Source organism: Pseudomonas sp. NyZ480, from assembly GCF_029537255.1.
GTDB lineage: Bacteria > Pseudomonadota > Gammaproteobacteria > Pseudomonadales > Pseudomonadaceae > Aquipseudomonas > Aquipseudomonas taiwanensis.
This window is the reverse complement of record NZ_CP120626.1, coordinates 4,523,344-4,549,089: the sequence shown is the minus strand read 5'-3', so window position 1 is coordinate 4,549,089 and position 25,746 is coordinate 4,523,344. Positions and strand designations below refer to the sequence as shown.

The 25,746-nt window shown below is 63.5% G+C and carries 21 protein-coding genes; 12 read left to right on the top strand and 9 right to left on the bottom strand.

The features are described 5' to 3' along the window. Positions 1–86: 86 nt before the first annotated feature. Together P3R38_RS20840 and P3R38_RS20835 are read left to right on the top strand one after the other, a co-directional pair. Complete coding sequence (locus tag P3R38_RS20840; RefSeq protein ID WP_023382313.1) at positions 87–569, top strand: glutathione peroxidase; 483 nt, start codon at positions 87–89, stop codon at positions 567–569. 163 nt (positions 570–732) lie between these two features. Then, the gene (locus tag P3R38_RS20835; protein ID WP_277686563.1) at positions 733–1,836 is read left to right on the top strand and encodes an NADH:flavin oxidoreductase; all 1,104 of its coding nucleotides are present in this window, start codon (positions 733–735) and stop codon (positions 1,834–1,836) included. Here P3R38_RS20835 and P3R38_RS20830 read toward each other — a convergent pair. Beyond that, a complete protein-coding gene (locus P3R38_RS20830) occupies positions 1,805–3,007 on the bottom strand; it encodes a glycosyltransferase family 1 protein (protein WP_027907453.1) in 1,203 nt (400 codons plus the stop codon). The two genes, P3R38_RS20835 and P3R38_RS20830, sit on opposite strands and share 32 nt — an antisense overlap. A gap of 178 nt (positions 3,008–3,185) precedes the next feature. On the opposite strand from P3R38_RS20830, the gene P3R38_RS20825 reads away from it, so the two are divergent. Further along, positions 3,186–4,502 (top strand): PAS domain-containing methyl-accepting chemotaxis protein, encoded by a 1,317-nt coding sequence (locus P3R38_RS20825; RefSeq protein ID WP_023382310.1) that lies wholly within the window; start codon positions 3,186–3,188, stop codon positions 4,500–4,502. A gap of 74 nt (positions 4,503–4,576) precedes the next feature. On the opposite strand, the gene cysZ is transcribed toward P3R38_RS20825, so the two are convergent. After that, entirely contained in the window at positions 4,577–5,305 is a 729-nt protein-coding gene (gene cysZ / locus P3R38_RS20820; RefSeq protein ID WP_023382309.1) for a sulfate transporter CysZ, read from the bottom strand. Between the two features lie 328 nt (positions 5,306–5,633). On the opposite strand from cysZ, the gene trxB reads away from it, so the two are divergent. Continuing rightward, positions 5,634–6,596 (top strand): thioredoxin-disulfide reductase, encoded by a 963-nt coding sequence (gene trxB, locus P3R38_RS20815; protein ID WP_023382308.1) that lies wholly within the window; start codon positions 5,634–5,636, stop codon positions 6,594–6,596. 67 nt (positions 6,597–6,663) lie between these two features. On the opposite strand, the gene nadC is transcribed toward trxB, so the two are convergent. Beyond that, positions 6,664–7,512 (bottom strand): carboxylating nicotinate-nucleotide diphosphorylase, encoded by an 849-nt coding sequence (nadC, locus tag P3R38_RS20810; RefSeq protein ID WP_027907452.1) that lies wholly within the window; start codon positions 7,510–7,512, stop codon positions 6,664–6,666. Between the two features lie 242 nt (positions 7,513–7,754). Here nadC and P3R38_RS20805 point away from each other — a divergent pair, with 242 nt between their 5' ends. The 4 genes from P3R38_RS20805 to P3R38_RS20790 all read left to right on the top strand — a co-directional run bounded on the left by P3R38_RS20805 (position 7,755) and on the right by P3R38_RS20790 (position 13,568). After that, positions 7,755–9,929, top strand: coding sequence for a DUF1631 domain-containing protein (locus P3R38_RS20805; protein ID WP_027907451.1), 2,175 nt, complete (start codon positions 7,755–7,757; stop codon positions 9,927–9,929). Between the two features lie 97 nt (positions 9,930–10,026). Then, positions 10,027–10,593 carry a 1,6-anhydro-N-acetylmuramyl-L-alanine amidase AmpD gene (gene ampD / locus P3R38_RS20800; protein WP_202675624.1) on the top strand — a complete coding sequence of 189 codons (567 nt, stop codon included), beginning with the start codon at positions 10,027–10,029 and terminating at the stop codon, positions 10,591–10,593. After that, a complete protein-coding gene (gene ampE, locus P3R38_RS20795; RefSeq protein WP_104883318.1) occupies positions 10,590–11,420 on the top strand; it encodes a regulatory signaling modulator protein AmpE in 831 nt (276 codons plus the stop codon). The genes ampD and ampE overlap by 4 nt, the downstream gene beginning before the upstream one ends. A gap of 135 nt (positions 11,421–11,555) precedes the next feature. After that, a complete protein-coding gene (locus P3R38_RS20790; RefSeq protein WP_027907449.1) occupies positions 11,556–13,568 on the top strand; it encodes a methyl-accepting chemotaxis protein in 2,013 nt (670 codons plus the stop codon). Positions 13,569–13,652: 84 nt separating this feature from the next. Here the strand turns inward: P3R38_RS20790 and P3R38_RS20785 are convergent, their stop codons facing one another. Then, entirely contained in the window at positions 13,653–14,429 is a 777-nt protein-coding gene (locus P3R38_RS20785) for a TatD family hydrolase (protein WP_023382302.1), read from the bottom strand. A gap of 2 nt (positions 14,430–14,431) precedes the next feature. After that, positions 14,432–15,427, bottom strand: coding sequence for a catabolite repressor/activator (cra, locus tag P3R38_RS20780; RefSeq protein WP_023382301.1), 996 nt, complete (start codon positions 15,425–15,427; stop codon positions 14,432–14,434). Between the two features lie 284 nt (positions 15,428–15,711). On the opposite strand from cra, the gene ptsP reads away from it, so the two are divergent. Genes ptsP through P3R38_RS20765 form a run of 3 tightly spaced genes read left to right on the top strand, consistent with a single transcriptional unit; the run spans position 15,712 to position 21,248 of the window. Next, complete coding sequence (gene ptsP, locus P3R38_RS20775; RefSeq protein ID WP_277686562.1) at positions 15,712–18,564, top strand: phosphoenolpyruvate--protein phosphotransferase; 2,853 nt, start codon at positions 15,712–15,714, stop codon at positions 18,562–18,564. Then, positions 18,565–19,512 carry a 1-phosphofructokinase gene (gene pfkB / locus P3R38_RS20770; RefSeq protein WP_023382299.1) on the top strand — a complete coding sequence of 316 codons (948 nt, stop codon included), beginning with the start codon at positions 18,565–18,567 and terminating at the stop codon, positions 19,510–19,512. Further along, the gene (locus P3R38_RS20765) at positions 19,509–21,248 is read left to right on the top strand and encodes a PTS fructose-like transporter subunit IIB (RefSeq protein ID WP_023382298.1); all 1,740 of its coding nucleotides are present in this window, start codon (positions 19,509–19,511) and stop codon (positions 21,246–21,248) included. The genes pfkB and P3R38_RS20765 overlap by 4 nt, the downstream gene beginning before the upstream one ends. A gap of 83 nt (positions 21,249–21,331) precedes the next feature. On the opposite strand, the gene P3R38_RS20760 is transcribed toward P3R38_RS20765, so the two are convergent. Then, positions 21,332–21,553, bottom strand: coding sequence for a DUF3820 family protein (locus P3R38_RS20760; protein ID WP_023382297.1), 222 nt, complete (start codon positions 21,551–21,553; stop codon positions 21,332–21,334). A 200-nt stretch (positions 21,554–21,753) separates the two neighbouring features. On the opposite strand from P3R38_RS20760, the gene P3R38_RS20755 reads away from it, so the two are divergent. Continuing rightward, entirely contained in the window at positions 21,754–22,230 is a 477-nt protein-coding gene (locus tag P3R38_RS20755) for a PA2169 family four-helix-bundle protein (RefSeq protein ID WP_104881262.1), read from the top strand. Here P3R38_RS20755 and P3R38_RS20750 read toward each other — a convergent pair. The 3 genes from P3R38_RS20750 to P3R38_RS20740 form a co-directional block, all read right to left on the bottom strand. Further along, complete coding sequence (locus tag P3R38_RS20750) at positions 22,227–23,723, bottom strand: sensor domain-containing diguanylate cyclase (RefSeq protein WP_186617338.1); 1,497 nt, start codon at positions 23,721–23,723, stop codon at positions 22,227–22,229. The genes P3R38_RS20755 and P3R38_RS20750 overlap by 4 nt on opposite strands. Before the next feature lie 185 nt (positions 23,724–23,908). Next, complete coding sequence (locus P3R38_RS20745) at positions 23,909–25,240, bottom strand: OprD family porin (RefSeq protein WP_023382294.1); 1,332 nt, start codon at positions 25,238–25,240, stop codon at positions 23,909–23,911. Positions 25,241–25,445: 205 nt separating this feature from the next. Next, positions 25,446–25,667, bottom strand: a complete 222-nt coding sequence (locus P3R38_RS20740) for a hypothetical protein (protein ID WP_023382293.1) — start codon at positions 25,665–25,667, stop codon at positions 25,446–25,448. Positions 25,668–25,746 lie beyond the last annotated feature (79 nt).

The window sequence follows — 25,746 nt, the reverse complement described above, 5'->3', positions numbered from 1 at the left end:
ACGGAAGGTGGACGGCTTGAACGAGCGCCTTTTTAGTGGGCGGGTTTCGCCCCAGCGGCAATCAGGAACCTCAGAGGGGATTTATCATGAGTGCATTTCACGACCTGACGTTGAAGGCGTTGAACGGCGAGGACCTGCCCCTGGCCCCGTTCAAGGGCCAGGTGGTGCTGGTGGTCAATGTTGCCTCCAAGTGTGGTCTGACGCCGCAGTACAAAGCCCTGGAGAATCTTTACCAGGACTACAAGGACAAAGGTTTCAACGTGCTTGGCCTGCCATGCAACCAGTTTGCCGGCCAGGAACCGGGCAGCGAAAAGGAGATTCAGGCGTTCTGCAGCCTGAATTACGGCGTGAGCTTCCCTTTGGGAAGCAAACTCGAAGTAAACGGGCCGCAACGTCACTCGTTGTATCGCCTGCTGGCGGGCGAGGGCGCCGAGTTCCCGGGGGATATCACCTGGAACTTCGAAAAGTTTCTGGTGGGCAAGGACGGGCGTGTGCTGGCCCGGTTCGCACCGCGTACCGCGCCGGATGATCCGTCCGTGGTGCAGGCCATCGAGAAAGCGCTGGGTTGAAGTCTTCATCGACGGCAGGCCGGCTCCGACAGAGGACCGCGCAGGTCCTGTGGGAGCCGGTTCGCCGGCGATACCCCAGAATCACCCAGATCAATAATACTGGGCCAGGCCTTCCTCTCCCCCTAACCTCAGGCGCAATTCCTCACCAGACGGACGCGCGCCCATGTCAACCAACCCGCTGTTCCAACCCTTTACCTTCGGCGCCCTGCAGTTGCCGACCCGCGTCGTCATGGCCCCCATGACCCGGACCTTCTGCCCGGGTGGCGTTCCTCACGATGGCGTCGTCGATTACTACCGCCGCCGCGCGGCCGCAGGTGTGGGGTTGATCATCACCGAGGGCACCACAGTGGGTCACCGGGCGGCCAATGGCTACCCCAACGTTCCACGTTTCTACGGCGCGGATGCCCTGGCGGGTTGGAAACAGGTGGTCGATGCGGTTCACGCCGAAGGCGGGCGCATTGTGCCGCAGCTCTGGCACGTGGGCGCGGTACGCCGCCTGGGTACCGAGCCAGATGCCAGTGTGCCGGGCTACGGGCCGAGCGAGAAGGTAAAAGACGGCCAGGTGCTGGTGCATGGAATGACCCATGACGATATCCGTGAGGTAATCAGCGCTTTCGCCCAGGCCGCCAGCGATGCCCAGGCCATTGGCATGGATGGGGTGGAGATTCACGGTGCCCATGGCTACCTCATTGACCAGTTCTTCTGGGCCTCCAGCAACCAGCGCGAGGATGAATACGGCGGCGACCTGGCCGCCCGTTCGCGGTTCGCCATCGAGCTGATCCAGGCAGTACGCTCCGCGGTCGGCCCGGACTTTCCGATCATCTTGCGTTTCTCGCAGTGGAAGCAGCAGGACTACAGTGCACGACTGGTAGACACCCCGGAGGCCTTGGGCGCTTTCCTCAAGCCGTTGTCCGAAGCCGGTGTGGATATCTTCCACTGTTCAACTCGACGTTTCTGGGAGCCTGAGTTCGAAGGCTCTGAACTGAACCTGGCGGGTTGGACCCGCAAGCTCACCGGCAAGCCCACCATCACCGTGGGCAGCGTCGGGTTGGAGGGGGAGTTTTTGCAGTTCATGGTCGACACCGACAAAGTGGCCAAGCCGGCCAGCCTCGAAGGGCTGTTGCGTCGCCTCGGCGATGAAGAGTTCGACCTGGTGGCAGTGGGTAGGGCGCTGCTGGTGGATGCCGAGTGGGCACTCAAGGTCCGCGAGGGGCGTGAGACGGAGGTACTGCCCTTTAGCCGCGAGGCATTGTCGACCCTGGCTTGATCGTCAGCGCAGGGGCTGTCGCTAGCGCCTGGTTGCAGGCGCTTTGCAGGTGCGCCTCGAACTGCTCGACAATCGCCGGCCAGCCCTGACGGCTGGCATGCTGGCGAGCGTTCAGGCGCACACGGCGCAGGGTTTCGTGCTCTTCCAGCAACCAGCAGGCAGCGTCGATGAAGGCGGCCTGGTCTCCTGGCATGGCCAGGGCGCCGCTGTGACCATGGCGAATGTGCTGGGCGGCGGCGGCCTCGTCATAAGCAACCACCGCCAGGCCGGAAGCCAGCGCTTCGAGCACGACATTGCCAAAGGTCTCGGTCAGGCTCGGAAACAGGAACAGGTCGCCACTGGCATAGTGTTCGGCCAGGGATTCGCCTCGTTGCGCGCCGCAGAAGACGGCCTCCGGCAGTTGCTGCTCGAGGGTTGCTCGCTGTGGGCCGTCACCCACCACCACCAGGCGCAGGCGCAGCTGTGGATAAGTGTTCTGCAAGGTTTGCAGGCAGGGCCGCAGCAGGCCGAGATTCTTTTCCGCGGCCAGTCGCCCGACATGCAGGACGGCAATGTCATGGGGCCCCAGCCCCCAACTGTCGCGCAGCGCCTGGCTGCGTCGCGCCGGGTTGAACAGGCAGGCATCGACGCCCCGGGCCATCAATGCCAGGCGTTCGAACCCCCGGCGCTCGAGTTCAAGCTGCTGGCTGGCACTGGGTACCAGTGTGGCGGCGGTGCGCCGGTGGAACCAGCGCAGGTAATGGGTCAGCAGCCGTGCCAACAAGCCCAGCCCGTACTGGCCGGAGTACTGCGGGAAGTTGGTATGAAAGCCGCTGACGACCGCGATGCCCAGGCGCCGCGCTGCGCGCAAGGCGCTGAGCCCCAGCGGCCCTTCGGTGGCGATGTACAGCACGTCCGGGCGCAGTTTGCGCCAGCGGCGCCACAGGGTATGCATCGATACTTCGCCCCATTGCAGCCCAGGGTAGCCGGGCAGGGCCCAGCCTCGACACAGCAGCAGGTCCTGGTCACTTTCGTCACGACCATCACCGGCCTGGCGTGGCCGTACTATTTCCACCTGATGGCCGCGTTGCCGAAGCCCTTCGCTCAAGTGGCCAAGGGTATTGGCCACACCGTTGATCTCGGGTGGGAAGGTTTCACTGACAAGGGCGATGCGAAGGGCTGGCATATTCATGACAAAAAGTTTCCGCCTGCTTCATTGCGCTCATGTGACGATGAAGTGACGCACGGATGACGCCTGATTTCCGGCGACGCCGGCGCTGTGAATATTTCGTTGCAAAGTGCTCAAGAACCGTGGACCTATAGCCGATGCAGATGCATTCCATCATGGGTCGCGCTCCGGGAGAGCGGTGATGTTCAACAGAAAGCTCAAGAAAGAAATCCAGCAGTTGCGCGAGGACCTGTTGTCCATCGAGCAGGTCAAGTGCAGCCTCGACAGCGAGATGCTCGTGCTCCAGCTCGACCCCCAGGGACGCATCGACGCGGTCAACAGCAACTTCGAAAGCGAGATGCTGTACCGCAGCGAGCAGTTGATAGGACGCAATATCGAAGAGATCGTCCCCGCGCACGTGAAGAAGCTTGATTTCTATGAGCGGATGAAGAACGCCATCACCCGTGGCGAACACCTCAACGGCGCTTTCCGGCTGCTGCGTGGCAACGGCCAGGAGGCCTGGCTGCGTTCGATCCTGCAGCCGGTCAAGGGCAGCGATGGGCGGATCAAGCATTTCACCATGCACTCCAGCGACCTGACCCGCACCATCGAAACGTCGCGCGAGCACGAGAGCCTGATCAACGCGCTGATGCGTTCCACTGCCGTGATCGAGTTCAACCTCGATGGCTATGTGTTAACGGCCAACGACCGCTTCCTGCAGTCGGTGGGCTATAGCCTTGAGCAAGTGCGTGGCAAGCACCACCGTATTTTCTGCGAGCCGGAAGAAGCGAACTCTACGGCGTACCAGGCATTCTGGGAAAAACTGCGTCGTGGCGAATACGTGGCCGACCGGTTCAAGCGTGTCGATGCCCACGGTCGGGTGGTCTGGCTGGAAGCTTCCTACAACCCGATCTTCGACGCCCAGGATGTGTTGTACAAAGTCGTGAAGTTCGCCACGGTGATCACCGACCAGGTCAATCAGGAACTGGCGGTGGCCCAGGCGGCCGATATTGCCTACAACACGTCGCTGGAGACGGACTCCAGCGCGCGCAAGGCCACTGACGTGGTGACCCAGTCGGTAAGCGTGATGCGGGGCCTGGAAACGTCCATGCAGGAGGCTGCCGAAGGGATCAAGGCGCTGGACACCCAGTCGCGGGTGATCGGTTCGATCATCAAGACCATCAGCGACATCGCTGGCCAGACCAACCTGCTGGCCCTCAACGCCGCCATCGAGGCAGCCCGCGCAGGCGAGCAGGGCCGAGGCTTTGCCGTGGTAGCCGACGAAGTGCGTCAGTTGGCCTCGCGCACCAGTACCGCCACCGAGGAGATCGCCAGGGTCGTGCAGCAGAACGAGCAGCTTGCCCAGGCCGCGGTAGAGATCATTGACACCAGCAAGCGCCAGGCAGAGCAGGGGCTGGCGCTGGCGGCCGATACCGGTGGGGTGATCGTCGAGATTCAGGAAGGGGCGAAGAAAGTGGTGGATGCGGTGGGGCAGTTCTCCAGCCAGCTCAGCCACTGAGTCAGGCGCTCGGCTCCCGTGCGGTTTGCAGGAGCCTGCTTGCCGGCGATGCGCCGCTTTGCGGCGCCTTGAGCTCAATGACGCTCGCGCACCCAGAACAACGTAGCCCCCGCCACCGCCGCCGGCATCATCAGCACGTTCACCAGCGGCACCATCAGCGCCAGGTAAGTGATGCCGCCAAAGCCCAGCGACTGCCAGCGCTTGCTACGTAGCCAGGCGAGCATGTCCTGCCAACTCATCTTGTTGTTGTCCGCCGGGTAGTCGATGTACTGGATGGCCATCATCCACACACCGAAGATCAGCCACAGAGGCGCCGCTATCACGTTGACCACCGGGATCAGCGACAGGATGAACAGACCGATGGCCCGTGGCAGGAAGTAGCCCAGCTTGCGCATTTCGCGGCCAAGGGTTCGCGGCACCATCGCCACCAGCTCGCCCCAACTGAACGGCGGGAAGGTGTCTTGGCCGCGGACCACCACTTCGACTTTCTCGGCGAGAAAACCGTTGAACGGCGCGGCGATCACGTTGGCCAGCATGGTGAAGGTGAAGAACACCATCAACACCACGAGGGCGACGAACAGTGGCCATAGAATGTATGTCAGAAAACTCAGCCACTCAGGCAGGGTCGGCATCAGGGCGTCGACCCAGAGGCTGAACTGATGGCCTGCGAAGTAGATCAGCCCGCCGAACAGCAGCAGGTTGACCGCCAGGGGCAGCAGCACGAACAACCGAAGGTTCGGGCTCAGCACCAGTTTCAACCCTTCGCGAAGGTACTGGGGACCGGAAAGGACAGGGGCTTGCATCGGGACACTCCGCACAGAGGGAAAACGCGCTGACCTTACCGAGTTTGCGGCGCCGACGAAAGGCGGACGGTGGTTGGGAAACCGGCTGTAACAAAAGCGCCAGGTGTTTTCCTTCGTCGAAATTGGGGTATAGAGGATGCCTATGAGGTGGATTGTCGAAGGATATTTCCTTAATCTCTGCGACCTCGCTACAGTGCGCTCAACTTTTCAGGTTTCGGGCCTGCGCGATGTAGCACTTCCCCAAGTGTTGCGTAGGTCCTTTTAATTTCAGCTGCGCAGCTGGTACACCGATACCGGCCCTGTGCGGCCGGCTCGACAGGAGTTCGACATGTCCGAAGTACGTCATTCGCGCGTCATCATTCTCGGTTCCGGCCCTGCCGGTTACAGCGCCGCGGTCTATGCCGCCCGCGCCAACCTCAAGCCCCTGCTGATCACTGGCATGCAGGCCGGTGGCCAGCTGACCACCACCACCGAAGTCGACAACTGGCCGGGCGACCCCCACGGCCTGACCGGCCCAGCCCTGATGCAGCGCATGCAGGAGCACGCCGAGCGTTTCGAGACCGAAATCGTCTTCGACCACATCAATGCCGTCGACCTGGCCAACAAGCCCTACACCCTGCAAGGTGACAGCGGCAAGTACACCTGCGACGCACTGATCATCGCCACCGGCGCCAGCGCTCGTTACCTGGGCCTGCCGTCGGAAGAAGCCTTCATGGGCAAAGGCGTTTCTGCCTGCGCTACCTGCGACGGGTTCTTCTACCGCAACAAGCCGGTAGCGGTGGTGGGCGGTGGCAACACTGCCGTGGAAGAGGCGCTGTACCTGGCCAACATCGCCAGCAAGGTCACCCTGGTGCATCGCCGCGATACCTTCCGCGCCGAGAAGATCCTGGTCGACAAGCTCAACGCCCGTGTCGCCGAAGGCAAGATCGAGCTCAAGCTCAACGCCACGCTGGATGAAGTGCTGGGCGACAACATGGGCGTCACCGGTGCGCGCCTGAAGAACAACGATGGCAGCAGCGACGAAATCAAGGTCGACGGCGTGTTCATCGCTATTGGCCACACCCCGAACACTTCGCTGTTCGAAGGCCAGCTGACCCTCAAGGACGGCTACCTGGTGGTCAACGGCGGCCGTGACGGCAACGCCACCGCCACCAATGTCGAGGGCGTGTTCGCGGCCGGCGATGTGGCAGACCACGTTTACCGTCAGGCCATCACCTCGGCCGGCGCAGGCTGCATGGCAGCGCTGGACGTCGAGCGCTACCTGGATGGCCTGGCAAACGCCTCGCACTGATCGCAGGGCGTTTCACGACCGAACCGGAAGGGGGCTGCTAGGCAGCCCCTTTTCGTATCTGGACTTTTTACAGGCTCAACCGCATCGACAGGTCGACCGCCTTCACATCCTTGGTCATCGCACCAATCGAGATGTAGTCCACGCCCGTCTCGGCAATCACCCGCAGCGTGCTCTCGTTCACCCCGCCGCTGGCTTCGAGCTTCGCCTTGCCCGCCGTGATCCGCACCGCTTCACGCATCTCGTCCAGGGTCAGTTCGTCGAGCATGATGATATCGGCCCCGGCATCAAGTGCCTGACGCAGCTCGTCCAGGCTTTCCACTTCGATCTCCACCGGCTTGCCCGGAGCGATGCGATGCGCCGCCGCCACGGCTTCGGCGACGCCACCACTGGCGGCGATGTGGTTTTCCTTGATCAGGAAGGCGTCGTACAGACCGATGCGGTGGTTGTAGCAGCCACCACAGGTGACCGCATATTTCTGCGCCAGGCGCAGGCCGGGCAAAGTCTTGCGGGTGTCGAGCAGGCGTACCTGGGTATCGCTCACCCTGTCGGCCAGCGCCTGCGCGCGGGTAGCGACACCCGACAGCATCTGCAGGAAGTTCAGCGCCGAGCGCTCGCCACTCAGCAGCGAGCGTGCCGGGCCTTCGAGGTGGAACAAGGCCTGGTTGGCCTTGGCCCGCTCGCCATCGGCAACCTGCCAGTGCACGGCCACCCGCGGATCGAGCTGGCGGAACACCGCATCGACCCAGGCAGTGCCGGCGATCACGCAGTCTTCGCGGGTAATGATGGTGGCCTTGGCCAGGCGCTCGGCCGGGATCAGCTGTGCGGTGATGTCGCCACTGCCGATGTCCTCCAGCAGCGCACGGCGCACATTGGCTTCGATTTCGGCAGTCAGGTCGGCGAGGCGTAGGTTCGGCATGTTCGGCTCCACAAGCTAGGTGCCGGCGATTATAGGGCAGGGGGACGGTGTGTACAGCCGCCTTGCAGGTGACCTTTGGTCAGGTGCGCCGAGCATTCGCTTCAACCCATGGTCTTTACCCTGCGATGCAATGGATGCTGGCAGAGGCCCGCTTTTTTACCGATAATATCGACCAATATTTGGCGTCATAGCTTTGACGATTTTCGCGCTAAGACTTGAAAACACCCAGCAAGGAGTCAGGGATGCAAAAAGAAGGCAAGGTGGTGCCCTTGGCGGCGGCCATCGATCGTGGCGTGCGTACGCCTTTGCCTTGCCTCCCCATGTTGCTGCTGCAGGTACGCGACAAAGCTGCCTTGCAGTTGCGCCAGGCCCTGCAGGACTTGTTCGACAATGCCGACGACACCCTTTTCGAAATGGCGGACAAGGCCGCTGAGCGTTTCGACCAGAACCTGTACTTCGAAGCGATGCGCGACTTGCGGCTCAAGCGCAAGAGCATCGAGCGCGGTTTTCTCGATATCTACCACGATGCCTTCGCGCGCCTGGGCCGGGTCGACCCCTTGGCTGGCCTCAGTCAGCCTGACAGCCCGCGCGGGCAGGCGCAGCTGGAGCGGGCCGCCGCGGTCGATGGCATGATCGCGCGGGTGCTGTCGCGCGATGGCCTTGCGTTGGGGCAACTGAACCTTCGGTTCCAGACTTTGCTTGGCCATGCGCTGGACGACTGGCACAACCCGCTGGAGCCTGGCGCGCTGTGCGGCTACTTCCTCGACGCCGGGCGCAGCCTGGGGGTCGGGCTGCGGGTCAAGCTGGTGCTGTTGAAGTTGTTCGAACGCTACGTTCTGCGTGACATCGACGTGCTATATGGCGAGGCGAACCAGTTGCTCGCCGCGGCAGGCGTGCTGCCCGACCTGCAGCCTGCGCCGCGCCGCCGGGCAGAAGATCGGCAACGGGCATCCCGGCGTGCGTTGGCAGCCGAGGTCCGCGAGGATGTTACCGGCCAGAATGCGGCCGGTCAGGCGTTCTTCGATTCGTTGCAAGGCCTGCTGGCACCCGAGCGCGGGCGGTTCGCGCCGCGCTTGCAAGCGGTGGCGACTGCCCATCCGATCAGCACCGCCGACCTGTTGCGCCTGCTGTCGCACCTTCAACAGTACGTACCGGCCACCTACGAGCCTGAGGACTTCGTCCTTGGCCAGCAGCTCGAGCAGCTGTTGTTGCGTGTCAGTGTTCGCAGCGGTACCCGCAGGCGTATCGCCACGGCCGACGAAGACATGATCAACCTCGTCGGACTGCTGTTCGACTTCATCCTGGCTGACGACAACTTGCCGCCATCCCTGCGCGCATTGCTGGGCCGTTTGCATATACCGGTGCTGAAGGTCGCGCTGCTCGACAAGGGCGTGTTCAGCCGGCCCAGCCATCCCGTGCGGCGCTTGCTCAACGAATTGGCCGCTGCCTCGTTCGGCTGGGATGCCCATGCGCAGGGCCTGCGCGACAGCCTGCATCTGCGTGTGGAGCGCATCGTCCAGCGGCTGCTGAACGATTTCACCGACGACGTGGGTCTGTTTGCCGAACTGCTGGAAGACTTCGTGACGTTCAACCAGGACGAACGGCGACGCAACGAACTGCTTGAGCAGCGCACCCGCGATGCCGAGGAAGGCCGTGCGCGTGCCTTGCAGGCCCGACAGCAGGTGCAGCAGGCGCTCAATCAGCGCTTGCGCGGGCATGTATGGCCGCAGGTGGTGGTGCAGATGCTGGTGCAGTCATGGAGCCAGGTGATGATGCTGGCATGGCTCAAGCAAGGCGAGGCGTCCCTGGCCTGGGTCAACGCTTTGGCAACCTTGGACGCATTGCTGGCCAGTATTGCCCCCCACCACGGGCCGCGGGCTTGTGAGCGCCTGTTGCAGCAGGTGCCGGGGCTGCTCAAGGCCCTGCGCGACGGCCTGGCGGGCGTGGCGCAGGATTCGGCCGCCACTCGCGAATTCTTCCTTGCCCTGGAGCGGTTGCACCTGCGTGCTTGCGCCGGGGGAGAGCCGTCTACAGTCGACGACGATCCGGCCTTGGCAGAGGTGCTGGTCGGCGACGACATCGTCTTGGCGATTGCCGAAGAACCGGCCTGTGCGCCCTTGCGTCAGTCCGATGGCCTGGCCATGCACATGCAGCAGGTCCAGCGCCTGCGTATCGGCAGCTGGGTCGAGGTGTTCGATGACGAGGAGCCGCTGCGCTGCAAGCTGGTGGCGCGCATCGACGGCACTGACCGCCTGGTGTTCGCCAACCGCACCGGAATGAAAGCGCGCGAGTGGAGCACGGCGGGCCTGGCACAAGCCCTGCGCCATGGAGAAGCCCGCCTGCTGGACGACGGCCAGCTGTTCGAGCGGGCGCTCGAGACTGTCCTGGACCGCTTGCGGCAGCAACACGCCCACTGAAACGGCCCGCTGGCCAATCGTCACAATGATTTACATGCACCCGGTGTCGGTGGCAGGGCATACTGCGCGGGTAACCCCTGCTATTCAGGAACTCCCCATGCAACTGAACCGTGCGACAGGCTGGTTCGACGGCGTCACCCATTGCCCCTCGCCGAACTTCAACGCGCGCCCTGCAGGTGAGTCGATTTCCCTGCTGGTTATCCACAACATCAGCTTGCCGCCTGCCTGCTTTGGCACGGGCAATGTCCAGGCATTCTTCCAGAACCAGCTCGATCCCAAGGCGCACCCTTATTTCGAAGGCATCTGCCACCTGACGGTATCGGCGCACCTGTTCATCGAGCGCGATGGCGCCGTTACCCAGTTCGTGTCACTGCTCGATCGCGCCTGGCATGCGGGTGTGTCGTCGTTCGATGGGCGTGAAGGCTGCAACGACTTCTCCATCGGCATCGAGCTCGAAGGCACTGACGACCTACCGTACACCGATGCCCAGTACGCTGCATTGGAGCAACTGACGCGACAGATACGCCGCGCCTGGCCGGCCATCGACCTGGCACGGATCCAGGGTCACAGCGACATCGCGCCAGTACGCAAGACCGATCCAGGGCCGGCATTCGACTGGCCCCGCTACCGAAAAGCTGTCAAGGAAAACGAGGACAACGCATGAGTTTTCTGGTGTTGGTGCTGGTGCTCTGGGTCGAGAAGTTTTCGGCCTTGCGTCATCGACTGCAGCGCGATGGCTTTTTCCTGGGAGAGCTGGTGCGCCTGGAGCGCAGCGGCAAGGTCCATCCCTGGTGGACGCTGGCCATTCTGGTGCTGGCACCGGTCATCCTGCTGACCCTGCTACTGCATGTGCTGGAGCCTGTGGCCTATGGCCTGCTGGCCATGCCGGTGCACCTGTTGGTGCTGATCTACAGTCTGGGCCGGGGAGATGCCAAGGCTGCGCTGGGGCCGTTTCGTGACGCCTGGCGCCGGGGCGACGAGCAGGCCGCGTTGCATGTGGCCGAGCGGGACCTGGGCCTGGTTGCCGAGGAGCCTCGGGCCTTGCTGGTGCAGGTTCAGGGGTATTTGCTGTGGCAGGCCTATCAAAGCTTCTTCGCAGTGATCTTCTGGTATTTCGTGCTCGGCCCCGCTGCCGCGCTGGCCTACCGCTTGTTGTCGCTGAGCATCGCGCACAGCGGTCAGCCCGCATTGAAGGCCAGCGCCGAGCGACTGCGACATGTCATGGATTGGCTGCCGGTGCGGATCATCGCCGTGAGCTTCGCCTTGGTGGGCAATTTCGTTGCCGTGATGCGTGTGATGCTGCACGAACTGTTGAACTGGCACATCAGTGCCGCGCACCTGGTGACCCGGGTGGGTCGAGTTGCCGACGACATTCCCGATGAGGAAGACAGTCAGCGTGGGCTTGGCCGTCTGGACAGCCTCTGGGAGCTGCTGTTGCGCACCGCCGTGTTGTGGTACGCGTGCTTCGCGCTGTGGACCGTGCTGGTTTGAGCCTGGAGGGGCCGGCTTGCACTGCGGCCCTGCCGCCATCGGTTAACCTTACTTTACAAACCTCCGATTCGATCTGCGTTATACCAGTGGCCTGGTGCTATCTCGCAGAACAATAAGAATCCATGGAGGTGACCTGTGAAGCGTTTGCTCTATCCGGCCATCGCATTGATGAATCGGCTGAGCTTCGGCCAGAAATTCAGCCTCATCAGTGTCCTGTTCTTCCTGCCCATGCTGGTGACCAGCTTTTATCTGGTCCGTGATGCCTACCAGCAATTCCAGTCCACTCGCGTCGAACTCGAGGGTATTTCACCCCTGGCTGGCAGCCTGGCGCTGCGAGGCGATCTGGAATCACTGGGCAACCTGTTGCAGATCAACGCGGTACTTGGCCAGTCGGGTCAGGCTGGAGACATCGAGTCACGCATCGCTGCGCTGCAGGACAGGGTCCAGGCGCAATTGCTTGCCTTGCAAGGCCATGACCCACTGCTGGAGGCCAAGCGCGAGGAGCTGTCGGCAGCCTTTGCCCAGGCCCGGGTGGAGTCCTCGCTGCAGAACAAGGTCGCGTTGTTCGACAAGCTGCTGGGCCTTGCCCAAGTGTTTGGCAAATTGCAGGTCAACCAGTCCGGCTTGGGCCAGGACGACCAGGCGTCGGTCCGTCAGCTGAGCGAGCTGGTAGGCACTGCTACGGCCCAGGTCACCCAGACCCTGGGCGAAGGCAGGGCCATGGGTGCCGTGGCGTTGGGCCGGGGCTTCATCGACTCTGCCGGCAGCGCTCGGTTCGAAGACCTGCTGCAACGTCTGGAGCGCCTGGCCGCCGACTATGCCATTCGCCTGGACGATGCACTGGCCGGGGACCAGGCCGTGAAGGCAGGCTTGGCAGGGGCCGCGCAGGCTAGCCAGGCCACGGTCAAGCAGGCGGCGGCATTGTTCGAGGAGCAGGTGGTGGTGGCCGAGACCCTGGATGCGCCTTGGGCGACGTTCTATCAACAAGTCAGCGACCTGATCGGCCAGACCTACCAGCTCAACGATGCCATTCTTGCCCAGTTGCAAGGGCAACTGCAGGCGCGCCTGAGCGAGCAGCGCCTACGTATGGTGGGCCTGGTCGGCGTGCTGGCGGGCGTCTTTGCGCTGATTCTCTATCTCTATGGTGGTTTCTTCGTCTCGACCAAGGCCACCTTGCGCAAGTTGGGCAGTGCCATGGACAAGGTCGCGGACGGTGACATGACGGTCAGCTTCCAGGCCCATAGCCGCGATGAACTGGGCGAGCTGGGCCAGGGCTTCAACGAAACCGTCAAGCGCATCCGGGGGTTGATCGACCAGGTGGGGCGCACCGTGGCTACGGTCGAGGAGCAGGCCGAGCAGGTGCTGGCTGTGTCGGCTCGCAGCAACCTGGCGGTCAGTGGTCAGCGTGAGCAGATCGAACAGGTGGCCACGGCGATGAACCAGATGAGCGCGACCGCCCTGGAAGTGGCGCGCAGTGCGGCGCTGGCAGCCGAGGGGGCGCAGCAGGTCAACCGTGAGAGTGCCAATGGCCGAGGCCTGGTGGAGCACCAGCAAGGCAGCATCGACCGTCTGGCGGCGGAAATCGACGAGACGGTATCGGCGATCAACCAACTGGCCGGCGACAGCCAGGCGATTGGCCGAGTGCTGGAGGTGATCCGCAGCATTGCCGAGCAGACCAACTTGCTGGCACTCAACGCCGCCATCGAGGCGGCCCGCGCCGGCGAGCAGGGCCGGGGCTTTGCCGTGGTCGCCGACGAAGTGCGCACGCTGGCCCGACGCACCCAGGACTCCACCGAAGAAATCGCGCTGATGATCCAGCGCCTGCAAGCCGGCGTGGCCGCTGCAGTCCAGGCGATGGGCAGCAGTCACCAAATGGCGTCGGGCACGGTGGATGAGGCACGCCAGGTACAGCAGGCGTTGGGCAATATCCTCGGCGCGGTTGGCGGGATCGTCGAGCAGAACCAGCAAATCGCAGCTGCCGTCGAGCAACAGACAGCGGTGGCCCATGACATCGACCAGAATATCGTGGCGATCAACCGGGCGGCGCAGGACACCACCCAGGGAGCCTGCCAGACCGAAGATGCCAGCCGGGCGCTGTCGGCACAGGTAATCGAGTTGAAGCGTTTGATCGGAGCTTTTCGGGTCTAGGTCGGTCCTGCGGGACCGCCCTCGCTTGGGTCGAGGGCAATGCCTGTGGGCGCCGGCTTGCCGGCGATAGGGCATTGCCGGCCACTACCAGCCAAACAATTCACTCGCATTGTGCGTGCTGACCTCGGCCAACCGCTGTACATCGATGCCAATCAACTCCGCCAAGGCCGCGGCGATCTCCGGCAAGTGCTCCGGGCTGTTACGCAGCCCTGGGAACATCACCGGCGCCATGTCGGGTGAGTCGGTTTCCAGCACCACACACTCCAGCGGCAGCCTCGGCAAGGTCTTGCGCAGCCTCAACGCCTGCGGCCAGGTGCCGGCGCCGCCCAACCCCAGCTTGAAGCCCAGCTTGATGTATTCGCGGGCCTCCTCGTAGCTGCCCGCGAACGCATGGATGATGCCTGCCCGCGCCGGCTTGTAGCGCTTGAGCGTGGCGATCACCTGCGCGTGGCTGCGGCGCACGTGCAGCAGGGCCGGCAGTTCGAAGTCGCAGGCCATCTGCAACTGCGCCTCGAACAGCGCCTGTTGCTGCGCCTTGTCCAGCGCCGGCAGGTAGTAGTCCAGGCCGAACTCGCCGACTGCGCACAACCGTGGATCGCCACGCAGGCGTTCCAGCCAGTCGCGCAATTGCGTCAGGTGCTCGGGACGGTGCTGGTCGAGGTAGACCGGGTGCAGGCCCAGGGCTGCGAACAAGCGTCGGTCACCACAGACCAGGTCCCATACCCGCTGGAAGTTGGCCTGATACACGCCCAGCACCACCATCCGCTCGACCCCGCGCGCTGCCGCATCGTCCAGCAGGCGCCGGCGGTCAGGGTCGAAATCGGGGAAGTCCAGGTGGGTGTGGGTGTCGATCAGGCGCATGGTCAGGCAGCCGCGATGCGTTGCTTGAAGGTGCGGCCTATGGCATGTACGCCAGGCTCGTAGCGCTTGTCCTCGATGGCGGCCAGGGCCAGCTCCAGGGCTGTGGCGGCGATCAGTGCGTGTTGCTGGGCCATGGCATTGACCGGCAGCGGCAGGAAGTCGAGCAACTGGTTGTCGCCGAAGGTGCCCAACTGCAGTTGGCGCGAATTGGCAGGGCGCGCTTGCAGCGCGTCGAACACGCCTTGCAGCAGCACGTAGGAGGTGGTTACCAGCGCATCGGGCAGGCCGCCCAGTTCGTCGGTCAGTTGCTGCATCAGGCGCTGCCCGCATTCCCGGCTGAAGGCTTCGCCCTGGTAACGGCGTACATCACCGCCGAAGCCTTGCAGGGCTTCATCGAAACCGCCGGCACGGGCCTGGCTGACCGACAGTTCGGGGCGTGCACCGATCAGGGCGATGCTGCGTGGGTGCGTGGCCAACAGGCTTTGGGCCAACTGTCGGCTGGCATCGCGATCGTCACTGATCACCGAGCAGAAATAGGCTGGATCCAGGCGCCGGTCGATGGCGATTACCGGCAGGCCTTTGTCCAGCAGCTCTCGGTAGCTTTCGTCGTGCGGCTCCAGGCAACTGGCGACGAACAGGGCGTCGCAGCGGCGGGCGCGGAACAGCTGCTGCAACTGACGTTCGCTGTCAGGCTGGTCGTCGCTGCTGGCGATCAACAGCTGGTAGCCACGGGCGCGGGCGCCTTGCTCCAGCTGCTTGGCAATGCGGGCATAGCTGGGGTTTTCCAGATCCGGGAGAATGAAGCCAAGCGTGCGGGTATGGCGGCTGCGCAAGCCGGCAGCCTGGGGGTTGGGGGTGAAGCCGTGAGCCTCGACCACCGCACGTACCCGCTCGACCGTGGCGTTACTGATGCGCTGCTGTTCGGCCTTGCCGTTGATGACGTAACTGGCAGTGGTCACGGACACACCGGCCAGACGGGCGATATCGCTGAGTTTCACCGAGTTTTCCTTGTTATTACCGGGGCTGACCGCGAAGCCAGACCGGGTAGTTTGACCCAGGACAGGCACCGCGCGCAGACGACCATTGTCGCAATTGTCCGACAGGATGGGGCTTTTTCCTCGGCAGATTATCGAGTAACGTGGCCGCCTGGTCAGATTAATCGTTTCAGCAGGCAAATTTTCTGCCGGGGTCGTTGCCTGCGTCCGACTGTAGCACTGGTCGTTTTCGTGAATTTCACAACAATACCTCAGTACCCACCTGGGAACTGCAAAAGGAGAAGGTCATGCTCGAGCTCGCCAAAGAGCAGATAGCCATGGGCCAGAAGGCCGCCGACAAGGCCCAGGCCTTGCGCCTGTTGGCGGATCGGTTGGTCGCTGACGGCCTGGTCGCCGAAGGGTATCTGGAGGGGCTTCAGGCCCGCGAGGCGCAGGGGTCGACCTTCCTTGGCCAGGGCATTGCCATTCCCCACGGCACACCGCAGACCCGCGACCTGGTGTTCGCCACCGGCGTGCGCCTGCTGCAGTTTCCCGAAGGCGTGGACTGGGGCGATGGGCAGAGGGTTTACCTCGCCATCGGCATCGCGGCCCGCTCCGACGAGCACCTGCGCCTGCTGCAACTGCTGACCCGCGCGTTGGGCGAAACCGACCTGGCCGAGGCCCTGCGTCGGGCCAGTTCTGCCGAAGCGCTGCTCAAGTTGCTGCAGGGTGCTCCCCAGGCATTGGCGCTGGACGCCCAACTGGTCAGCCTGAACCTTGCTGCCGAAGACTTCGACGAACTGGCCTGGCGTGGCTCGCGCCTGCTGCAACGCGCCGGGTGTGTCGACAATGGCTTTGCCGCCGCGCTGCAACAGGCTGAGCCCTTGCCCTTGGGCGAAGGGTTGTGGTGGCTGCACAGCGAGCGTCAGGTGTTGCAGCCCGGTCTGGCCTTCATCACGCCCCAGCAGCCACTGCGCTACCGTGAGCAACCGCTCAATGGTCTGTTCTGCCTGGCCAGCCTTGGCGCCGCCCATCAGGCCTTGCTCGAACGCCTGTGCGAAGTGTTGATCGAGGGCCGTGGACAGATGCTCTACCAGGCCACCAGCAGCCGTGCCGTGCTCGAGGTGCTGGGCGGCGAGGTGCCGGCCGACTGGCCGAGCGTACGGGTGGTGCTGGCCAACCCCCATGGTCTGCACGCCCGCCCGGCCAAAGCGCTGGCGCAGCTTGCAAAGGGCTTCGAGGGGGAAATCAGGGTGCGTCTGCTGGACAGCGCGCAGCCAGCAGTATCGGTCAAGAGCCTGAGCAAGCTGCTGAGCCTAGGGGCGCGGCGAGGCCAGGCGCTCGAACTGATCGCCGAGCCTGGCATCGCCGCCGATGCGCTGCCGGTATTGCTGGCCGCCATCGAGCAAGGCCTTGGCGAAGAGGTGGAGCCTCTGCCCAAATGTGTGGTGCCGGAGCCTATGGTAGAGGCCGACGCGCTTCAGCCTCCGCTGGCCGGTAGCCATATCCAGGGCGTCGGTGCTGCCCCAGGCATTGCCGCTGGCCCTGCGCACCTGTGTGTCGAGCGTGACATCGATTACCCCCTGCGCGGCGAATCGCCCGCCCAGGAGCGGATGAAGCTGCGCCAAGCGTTGGAGGCGGTGAATGCTGAACTCCAGGCCTTGGTACAACGTAGCGAAAAGGCCATTGGCGAGATCTTCGTCACCCACCAGGAAATGCTCGCCGACCCCGCGCTGACCGACGATGTCGAACTGCGTCTGGCTCAGGGCGAAAGCGCCGCGGCTGCATGGATGGCGGTCATCGAAGCGGCTGCGCGCCAGCAGGAAGCGCTGCACGATGCCCTGCTCGCTGAGCGCGCGGCCGACCTGCGCGATATCGGTCGGCGGGTATTGGCCCAGCTGTGCGGCGTGCAGACCCAGGAGGCCCCGGAGCAACCCTACGTGCTGGTGATGGCCGAAGTTGGCCCATCCGATGTCGCCCGGCTGGACCCGGCCCGGGTCGCCGGTATCGTCACTGCGCACGGTGGGGCCACCGCTCATAGCGCGATTGTCGCCCGTGCCTTGGGCATTCCGGCGGTGGTGGGCGTGGGCGAGTCGATTCTGCTGCTGGCGCCTGGCACCGCGCTGCTGCTGGACGGCCAGCGTGGTTTGGTCAGCGTCGCGCCTGGCGCTGACGAGCTGCAACGTGCCCTGGCCGAACGCGACCTGCGCGAGCAGCGTTTGCAGGCGGCCTGGGCCAGTCGTCATGAGCCGGCGGTGACCCGCGACGGCCATGCCGTCGAAGTGTTCGCCAATATCGGTGAAAGCACGGCTATCGACAAGGTGGTGGATCAAGGCGCCGAAGGTGTCGGCCTGCTGCGTACCGAACTGATTTTCATGGCCCACCCCCAAGCACCCGACGTCGCCACCCAGGAGGCCGAGTACCGCCGCGTGCTCGACGGCCTGCAGGGTCGGCCACTGGTGGTGCGGACTCTCGATGTGGGAGGCGACAAACCGCTGCCTTACTGGCCCATCGCCGCGGAGGAGAACCCCTTCCTCGGTGTGCGCGGCGTGCGTCTGACCCTGCAACGGCCGCAGGTCATGGAAGAGCAGCTGCGCGCCCTGCTGCGTGCGGCCGATCAACGGCCGCTGCGGATCATGTTCCCGATGGTCGGCCAGATTCACGAATGGCGCGAAGCCCGGGCCATGGTCGAACGTCTGCGTGAGGAAATCCCGGTGGCAGACCTGCAGGTCGGAATCATGGTCGAGGTGCCTTCGGCGGCCTTGTTGGCCGCACAGCTGGCCCGTGAGGTGGATTTCTTCAGCATCGGCACCAACGACCTGACCCAGTACACCCTGGCCATCGACCGTGGCCATCCGAGCCTATCGGCCCAGGCAGATGGCCTGCACCCGGCGGTGTTGAGCCTGATCGACATGACCGTGCGCGCCGCCCATGCCGAGGGCAAGTGGGTGGGCGTGTGCGGCGAGCTGGCCGCGGACCCGCAGGCAGTCGCCGTGCTGCTCGGCCTGGACGTCGACGAGCTCAGCGTCGCGGCCCGCAGCATTGCAGAAGTCAAAGCCCTGGTTCGCCAGGCCGATCACCAGACGGCCCGCGCCCTGGCGCGCGAGGCCCTGCAACAAGACAGCGCCGCGGCGGTTCGCGCGCTGGTGGAGCGTTACTGAATGGCCAAGATCCTCACCCTGACCCTGAACCCGGCGCTGGACATCACAGTCAGCCTCGATGCCCTGCGTCCCGGCCACGTGAACCGCAGCCAGGCCCAGCAGAGTCATGCCGCCGGTAAAGGCCTGAACGTTGCCCAGGTGCTGGCTGACCTGGGGCACAGCGTCACGGTCGGCGGCTTCCTTGGCCGCGACAACCTCCAGGCCTTCGAAGCCCTGATCGAGAGGCGCGGTTTTACCGACTGCTTCGTACGCGTTCCAGGCGAAACCCGTAGCAACATTAAGCTGGTCGAGGCCGACGGCCGCGTGACCGATATCAACGGGCAGGGGCCTGAAGTCGACGAAGCGGCTCAGGAGGCCCTGCTGCGTGTGTTGGAGCAGGTGGCCCCCGGACAGGATGCCGTGGTGGTCGCAGGCAGCCTGCCGCGTGGAGTGAGCCCTGAGTGGTTCAACCAATTGCTCGTGCGCCTCAAGGGCCTGGGCCTGAAAGTCGCGCTCGACAGCAGCGGCGAAGCCCTGCGCGCCGGGCTGCGCAGCGCGCCGTGGCTGGTCAAGCCCAACACCGAGGAGTTGGGCGAAGTGCTTGGCCTGACCGTGGACAGTGCAGCGCAGCAGCGCGCGGCGGCCCTGCGCCTGCTGGCCGATGGCGTCGAGCATGTGGTGGTTTCCGATGGGGCGGAAGGGGTCCGTTGGTTCGCCGATAACCTCACGGTGCAGGCTCGACCGCCGAAAGTGCGGGTCGCCAGCACGGTGGGGGCGGGCGATTCCCTGGTAGCCGGCATGGTGCATGGCTTGCTGCAGAGCGAAGCGCCGACCGATACCTTGCGCCGGGCCACCGCGATTGCTGCCCAGGCCGTCACCCAGGTCGGCTTCGGCATTCGTGATCGCGAGCAGCTGGCTCGCCTGGAAGCGGGTGTGCAACTGACAGAACAACAAGAGGGTTGCCGATGAACATTGCCATTGTCACCGCTTGCCCCAACGGGCAGGTGTCGAGCGTGCTCAGTGCTCGCCTGCTGGCCGCGGCGGCTCAGCGCCGGGGCTGGAGCACCAGTGTCGAAGTACAGGACAGCGAACATCCCGAGCGACAACTGACGCCTGCACAGATCGCCGACGCCGACTGTGTGCTGGTGATCAGCACGGGCCCGGTCGATCTGGCTCGTTTCGTCGGCAAGCGCCTGTACCAGAGCACCCCATCCCAGGCGTTGGCCGACCGTGAGGGGTTCCTCGATGAAGCCGCGGCCAATGCGCAAGTGCTGAGGGCGTCTGCCACCAGCCCCACATCGGCAACTGCCGTTGCGCCGCGCATCGTGGCGATCACGGCCTGCCCGACTGGGGTAGCGCATACCTTCATGGCGGCCGAAGCCTTGCAACAGGCTGCCCAGCAGTTGGGTTACCAGCTGACCGTCGAGACCCAGGGTTCGGTGGGCGCGCGCAACCCGCTGTCCGCCGAAGCCATCGCCGAAGCCGATGTGGTGTTGCTGGCGGCCGACATCGAGGTGCCGACGGCACGCTTCGCCGGCAAGCGCATCTATCGTTGTGGCACCGGCACCGCCCTCAAGCAGGCCCGTGCCACGCTGGACAAGGCCCTGGCCGAAGGCAAGCTGGAGGGCGCCGCCGATGTCGCAGGTGCGCCGACTGCCGGCAAAGCCGAGAAAACGGGTATCTACAAGCACCTGCTGACCGGGGTGTCGTTCATGCTGCCGATGGTGGTGGCTGGCGGCTTGTTGATCGCGTTGTCGTTCGTCTTCGGTATCGAAGCCTATAAGGAACCAGGCACTTTGCCGGCTGCGTTGATGCAGATCGGGGGTGAGGCCGCGTTCAAGCTGATGGTGCCTTTGCTGGCCGGCTATATCGCCTGGTCGATTGCCGACCGCCCGGGGCTGGCCCCCGGCATGATCGGTGGCCTGCTGGCCAGCACCCTGGGGGCTGGGTTCATTGGCGGCATCGTCGCCGGTTTTCTCGCCGGCTACAGCGCCAAGGCCATTGCCCGCTGGGCGCGTCTGCCCAGCAGTCTCGATGCCCTCAAGCCGATTCTGATCATTCCGTTGCTGGCCAGCCTGTTCACTGGGCTGGTGATGATCTATGTGGTTGGCCAGCCGGTGGCGGCCATGCTCGAAGGCCTGACCCGCTTCCTCGACAGTATGGGCACCACCAATGCGATTCTTCTCGGGTTGTTGCTGGGCGGCATGATGTGCGTGGACCTTGGCGGCCCGATCAACAAGGCGGCCTACGCCTTCTCGGTGGGGCTGCTGGCTTCGTCCAGCTATGCACCGATGGCCGCGACCATGGCCGCCGGCATGGTGCCGCCGATTGGACTGGGCATCGCCAGCTTCCTCGCCCGGCGCAAGTTCGCCCAGAGCGAGCGTGAGGCCGGCAAGGCTGCGCTGGTACTAGGGCTTTGCTTCATTTCCGAAGGGGCCATCCCATTCGCTGCCAAAGACCCCTTGCGGGTGATTCCGGCGAGTATCGCAGGCGGTGCGTTGACCGGTGCCTTGTCGATGTATTTCGGGTGCAAGCTGATGGCACCGCATGGTGGGTTGTTCGTGCTGCTGATCCCTAATGCGATCAACCACGCGCTGCTCTACCTGCTGGCGATCGTGGCGGGCAGCCTGCTGACAGCGGTGGTGTATGCCGTGATCAAGAAGAGCGAGCGCGTGGAACTGGCGGTAGCGCCTGCCAAAGGCTAGGTATGCCCTGCAGGAGCCGGCTTGCCGGCGATGAGGCCGCGCAAGACAATCCAGAATCCCGCAGCATCGACGCTGCGGGGGCCTTATCGCCGGTGCTTCTGACGCAACGGCACCAGCAGGTCCATCAACCCGTTGTGGTCGATCTCGTGCATCAATGCCAGCAACCCGCCCAGCTCTCCAGTGGGAAACCCCTTGCGAGCGAACCAGGCCAAATAATCCCCAGGCAGGTCGGCGATGATCCGGCCCTGGTATTTGCCGAAGGGCATGGTACGGGTGACCAGTAGTTCGAGGGTTTCCGGTTTCATGGGGGCATCTGGCTGAGTAAAAGCGCAGACCATACTGCAATCTGCACGGGTGCCCAAGCGGCAATCATGCAGAACGCCGCTTCCAGTTCGTTTGCCTCATTAGATAACTTATTGATTTACAACGTTTTAACGATTCGTTGGCGCTTGGCATGAACGCTGCTCTGTTCCTAGGGACTTCCACCTGCCAAGGAGTTCATGCCATGAGCAACCCGAACAAAGACGTTATCAACGTGCTCAACGACCTGATCGAGTACAGCAAGGATGGCGAGAAAGGATTCAAGACGTCGGCCGAAGACGTGAAGAACCCTGAGCTCAAAGCCTTCTTCGTGCAGCGCGCAGGCGAATGCGCCTCGGCCGCCGCAGAGTTGCAGAGTGATGTGCGCCGCCTGGGTGGCGATCCGGAAACTTCCACCAGCATCAGCGGCGACCTGCACCGTGGCTGGGTCAACCTCAAGTCGATGGTCACCGGCAAGGATGAAGAAGCGGTGCTCAACGAAGTCGAGCGCGGTGAAGACCACGCCTTGAAGGCCTATAAGGAAGCCCGCGAAAAACTGGTCAAACTGGGCCGGGGCGCCAACGACCAGACCTACATGATCGTCGAGAAGCAACTCGAGGGTGTGCAGCGCAACCACGACCAGGTGAAGGCACTGCGCGACGCTGTTCGCGCACGTTCCTAAACCGCAGGCGCCTCGACCCGGTTACGGCCATTGGCCTTGGCCCGGTAGAGCGCCTCATCTGCCGCACCCAGCACGCTTGCCAGATCGTGCTGGGTGCCCGGCAGGTACAGGCCGATGCCAATGCTCACCGTCACCGAATGGGCATCGTCGGCAAAAGGTGCCAGTGCTTGCACGCTCGAACGGATGCGTTCGGCAAGAAGCTTGGCGCCGGCCAGGTCGGTCTCCGGCAGCACCACCTGGAACTCCTCCCCGCCATAGCGTGCCGCAAGGTCTGCCGGGCGCCGGATGCACTGTTCGATGGTCTTGGCCACTTCCCGTAGCGCATGGTCCCCGCCGGCATGGCCGTGACGTTGGTTGAAGGCCTTGAAGTGATCCACATCCACCATCAGCACCGCCAATGGCTGTCGATTTCGCTGGGCACGAGCCCATTCCTGACGCAGTACCTGGTCGAGGCGGCGGCGGTTGGCCAGTCCGGTCAGGCTGTCGGTGGCGGCCAGTGTCGCCAGGCCTTGTTCGGCTTCCTGGCGGCGGCGCAGCTCTCGGCCCAGCAACAGGCTCAGCCAGAGGATACCGATGCACAGCACACCGGTGGCACCGCTGACCAGAATCGCGGTGCGTCGCCAGGACTGGAACACCTCGTCGGCCGAGTGCACTACCAGCACGATCAATGGCAGGTCGGCAACACGTGCGAAGGTGTAGATACGGGGTGCGCCAGTGAAGCTGGAGCGGGCGGTGAAGCTGCCCCGGTGCTCACTGAGGATGCGCTTGAAGTTGGGGCTGTCGTTGACGTTGGCCCCGATCATCGGGTCCTGGGGGCGCGTCGGTTGTCGTGCCAGCAGTTGTCCGTCGGTGTTGATCAGGTTGATGCTACTGTCGTCGCCGATATCCAGTCGCCGGAACAGCTCGCTGAAGTACGACAGGCGCAGTGCGCCGGCAGCTACCCCAACGAACGCGTCGTCAGGCCCTGAAATACGTCGGCTGAAGCTGATGCACCAATCCAGGTCGCTGAGTTTGGACTTAAAGGGCGGGCCGACCAGCAACCCCAGATTGGGGTTATGCAGGTGGGCCTGAAAAATGCTGGTGTTGGCCAAGTTGGCCGTGCGTGGGACGGTGCTGGTGGAATCGCCCACTACGTTGCCTTGCTTGTCGAGCCAAAGCAGATCGCCGCGCTTGTGGTCGACGAAGGCGCCATTGAACAGCAGACGCTGGCGCAAGCTGGTGGGTATGTCCGGCAATTCCTTTCGGCTTACGGCCCAGATCAGGCCTTGCAAGGACTGATCGTAGAGCTCGACGTTGCGCAGGATATCGCTTTCGATGAGCTGGACGATGTTGTTGGACGAGCGAATGGCCGACAGCTCGACGCTGTCCCTTTCGCGTGCCAGCAGGTAGCTGACGATGGCCACGATAGCGAGCACGGCAAGGCAACTGGCCAGGTTCAGGATCAGTTCGGGGTGCGACCTGTAGAGTGCGATACGCGGAGATCGGGTGGGCATGCTCGCTACTGCTGAGGCAGGGGCCGTTATGCGGCGGCAGTATTCTAGGGAAGCGAGGATTGTCGGACAAGATTTGTCCGACGGAATTACCTGTGGGGGCTGTTTTTCAGCCCAAATCGCCGGCCAACCGGCTCCTACTGAGCGTTTGCAACCCGGTAGTCGTCGGCTGGCTGGCGATCAATGCGTCAGAAGATGTTCACCGGGTAATCGACGATCACCCGCAGTTCATCGTTGTCACTGTTGCTGTCGATGGACGCATAGCCCTGGCTGCCACGGTGGGTGGCATAGCGCAGCAGTACCGACAGATCCTTCAGGTTGCCCTCCTGGAACACATACTTCACGTCCAGGTCACGTTCCCAGTGCATGGCGTTCTTGCCGTCCGCGCGGTAGTAGTCGTAGTGGGTCAGGTCCTTGTCAGCCTTGGTCAGGTCCGCTTCACCGCGCGAGTACGACAGTGACGACGTCAGGCCCGGTACACCCAGGCCTGCGAAGTCGTAGTTGTACTGCAGCTTCCAGGACTTCTCGTTGGGGGCGTTGAAGTCCGAGTACATACGCGAGTTGTCCAGGTAGATGCTGTCACCCAGGTTGATGTAGTCGAACGGCGTGTTGCCGTTGACCCGCTGGTAAGCGGCGGTGACGCTGTGGAACCCGGCGTTGACGGTGAAGTGCACGCTGTAGGTGTTGTTGTCGATCTTGCCCAGCAGCGCCTGGCCGGTGTCCTGGGTGTGGTAGAAGTGCACGCCTGGGTTCAGGCTGACCAGGTCGTTGACTACGTAGGTGTAGTCGAAGTCGGCGTAGTACTGGTTCCAGATGTCCTTCAGCTCTGCGGCATACAGGTTGGCGGTGATGTTCTCGGTGCCCGTCCAGGACGCGCCTGCCCAGTTCAGGTGCTTGCTCTCGTTGTCACCCAGCTTGCCGTAGTAGGTGTCGATGCGGCGGTGTCCGCTCTGGTTGTACGGCTTGGTGAAACTGGCCTGACCGGCTTCGAGCATCAGGCCATCGATGCTGTTGTTGGTCAGATGCACGCCGCGGAACGTCTGCGGCAGCATGCGGGTTTCACCGCCAGCGATCACCGGATTGGTAAGGAACAGGTCACCGGCCTTGAGCTCGGTGTCGAAAGCCTTGAGCTTGACGGCTGCACCTGCGGTCGAGAACGAGTGCGGCGCGGCACCCAGTTCGTCTTCGTTCTTGAAGTGCGTAGGCAGGATGCTGGTGCCGGCATGGCCGCCACCGCCATCGAGTTTCAGGCCCAGCATGGCATGGGCGTCGAGGCCGAAGCCGACGACACCCGGCGTGTAGCCGGACTCGAACCGGGCAACCGCGCCCTGGCCCCACTCACGGGTGTCACGCACGCCGGGGAGGTGGTTATCGCGGTTGAAGTAGGCATTGCGGAAATGCAGGTTCAGCGAAGAACCCTCGATGAAGCCTTCAGCTTTGTCTTCATCGGCCTGGGCGGCGAAGGGAATCGTTGCGGCCAATGCAACGAATAACGGGGTAAGACGATACGCGGTAAGCACCGGTATGAGCTCCTTTGGTCTATCGGTGGGGCAGTTTTTATTTTTGAATGTGCAACTTTCTTATTAGTGACGCTTCGGCCGCGCTGATGGTTAAAGCACATAAAAAAAGCCGCTGAGCAATCAGCGGCTTTAAAAGGCTAACATACCGGCACGGGAGGTGCCCATGGCGTAGCCAAGGGAAATCGGAAACGGTGACAGCGACAACTCAGCTGTCGGCATTGGCGTCGACAGAAGCTTTGGAAGCTGTCTGCTTGGCGTCTTTCAGAGTGTCTGCCTTGTGTGCCACGGCTTCGCGAGCTTCTTGCTGAGCTGCGGCCAGTTGTGCGTTACGGGCGACGAAAGCCTGGGATTCTTCGGCCATGGCCAGGGGCGACAACAACAGGGAAGACAGGATGAAGACGCTGGCAATACCCATACTGTTGGACATTTTGAAACTACCTTCTTGCTTGGCAAGTGCTGATTGAGACAGGACTAAAGTTAGTCCTTTCAATGCCCGGGAAACAGTA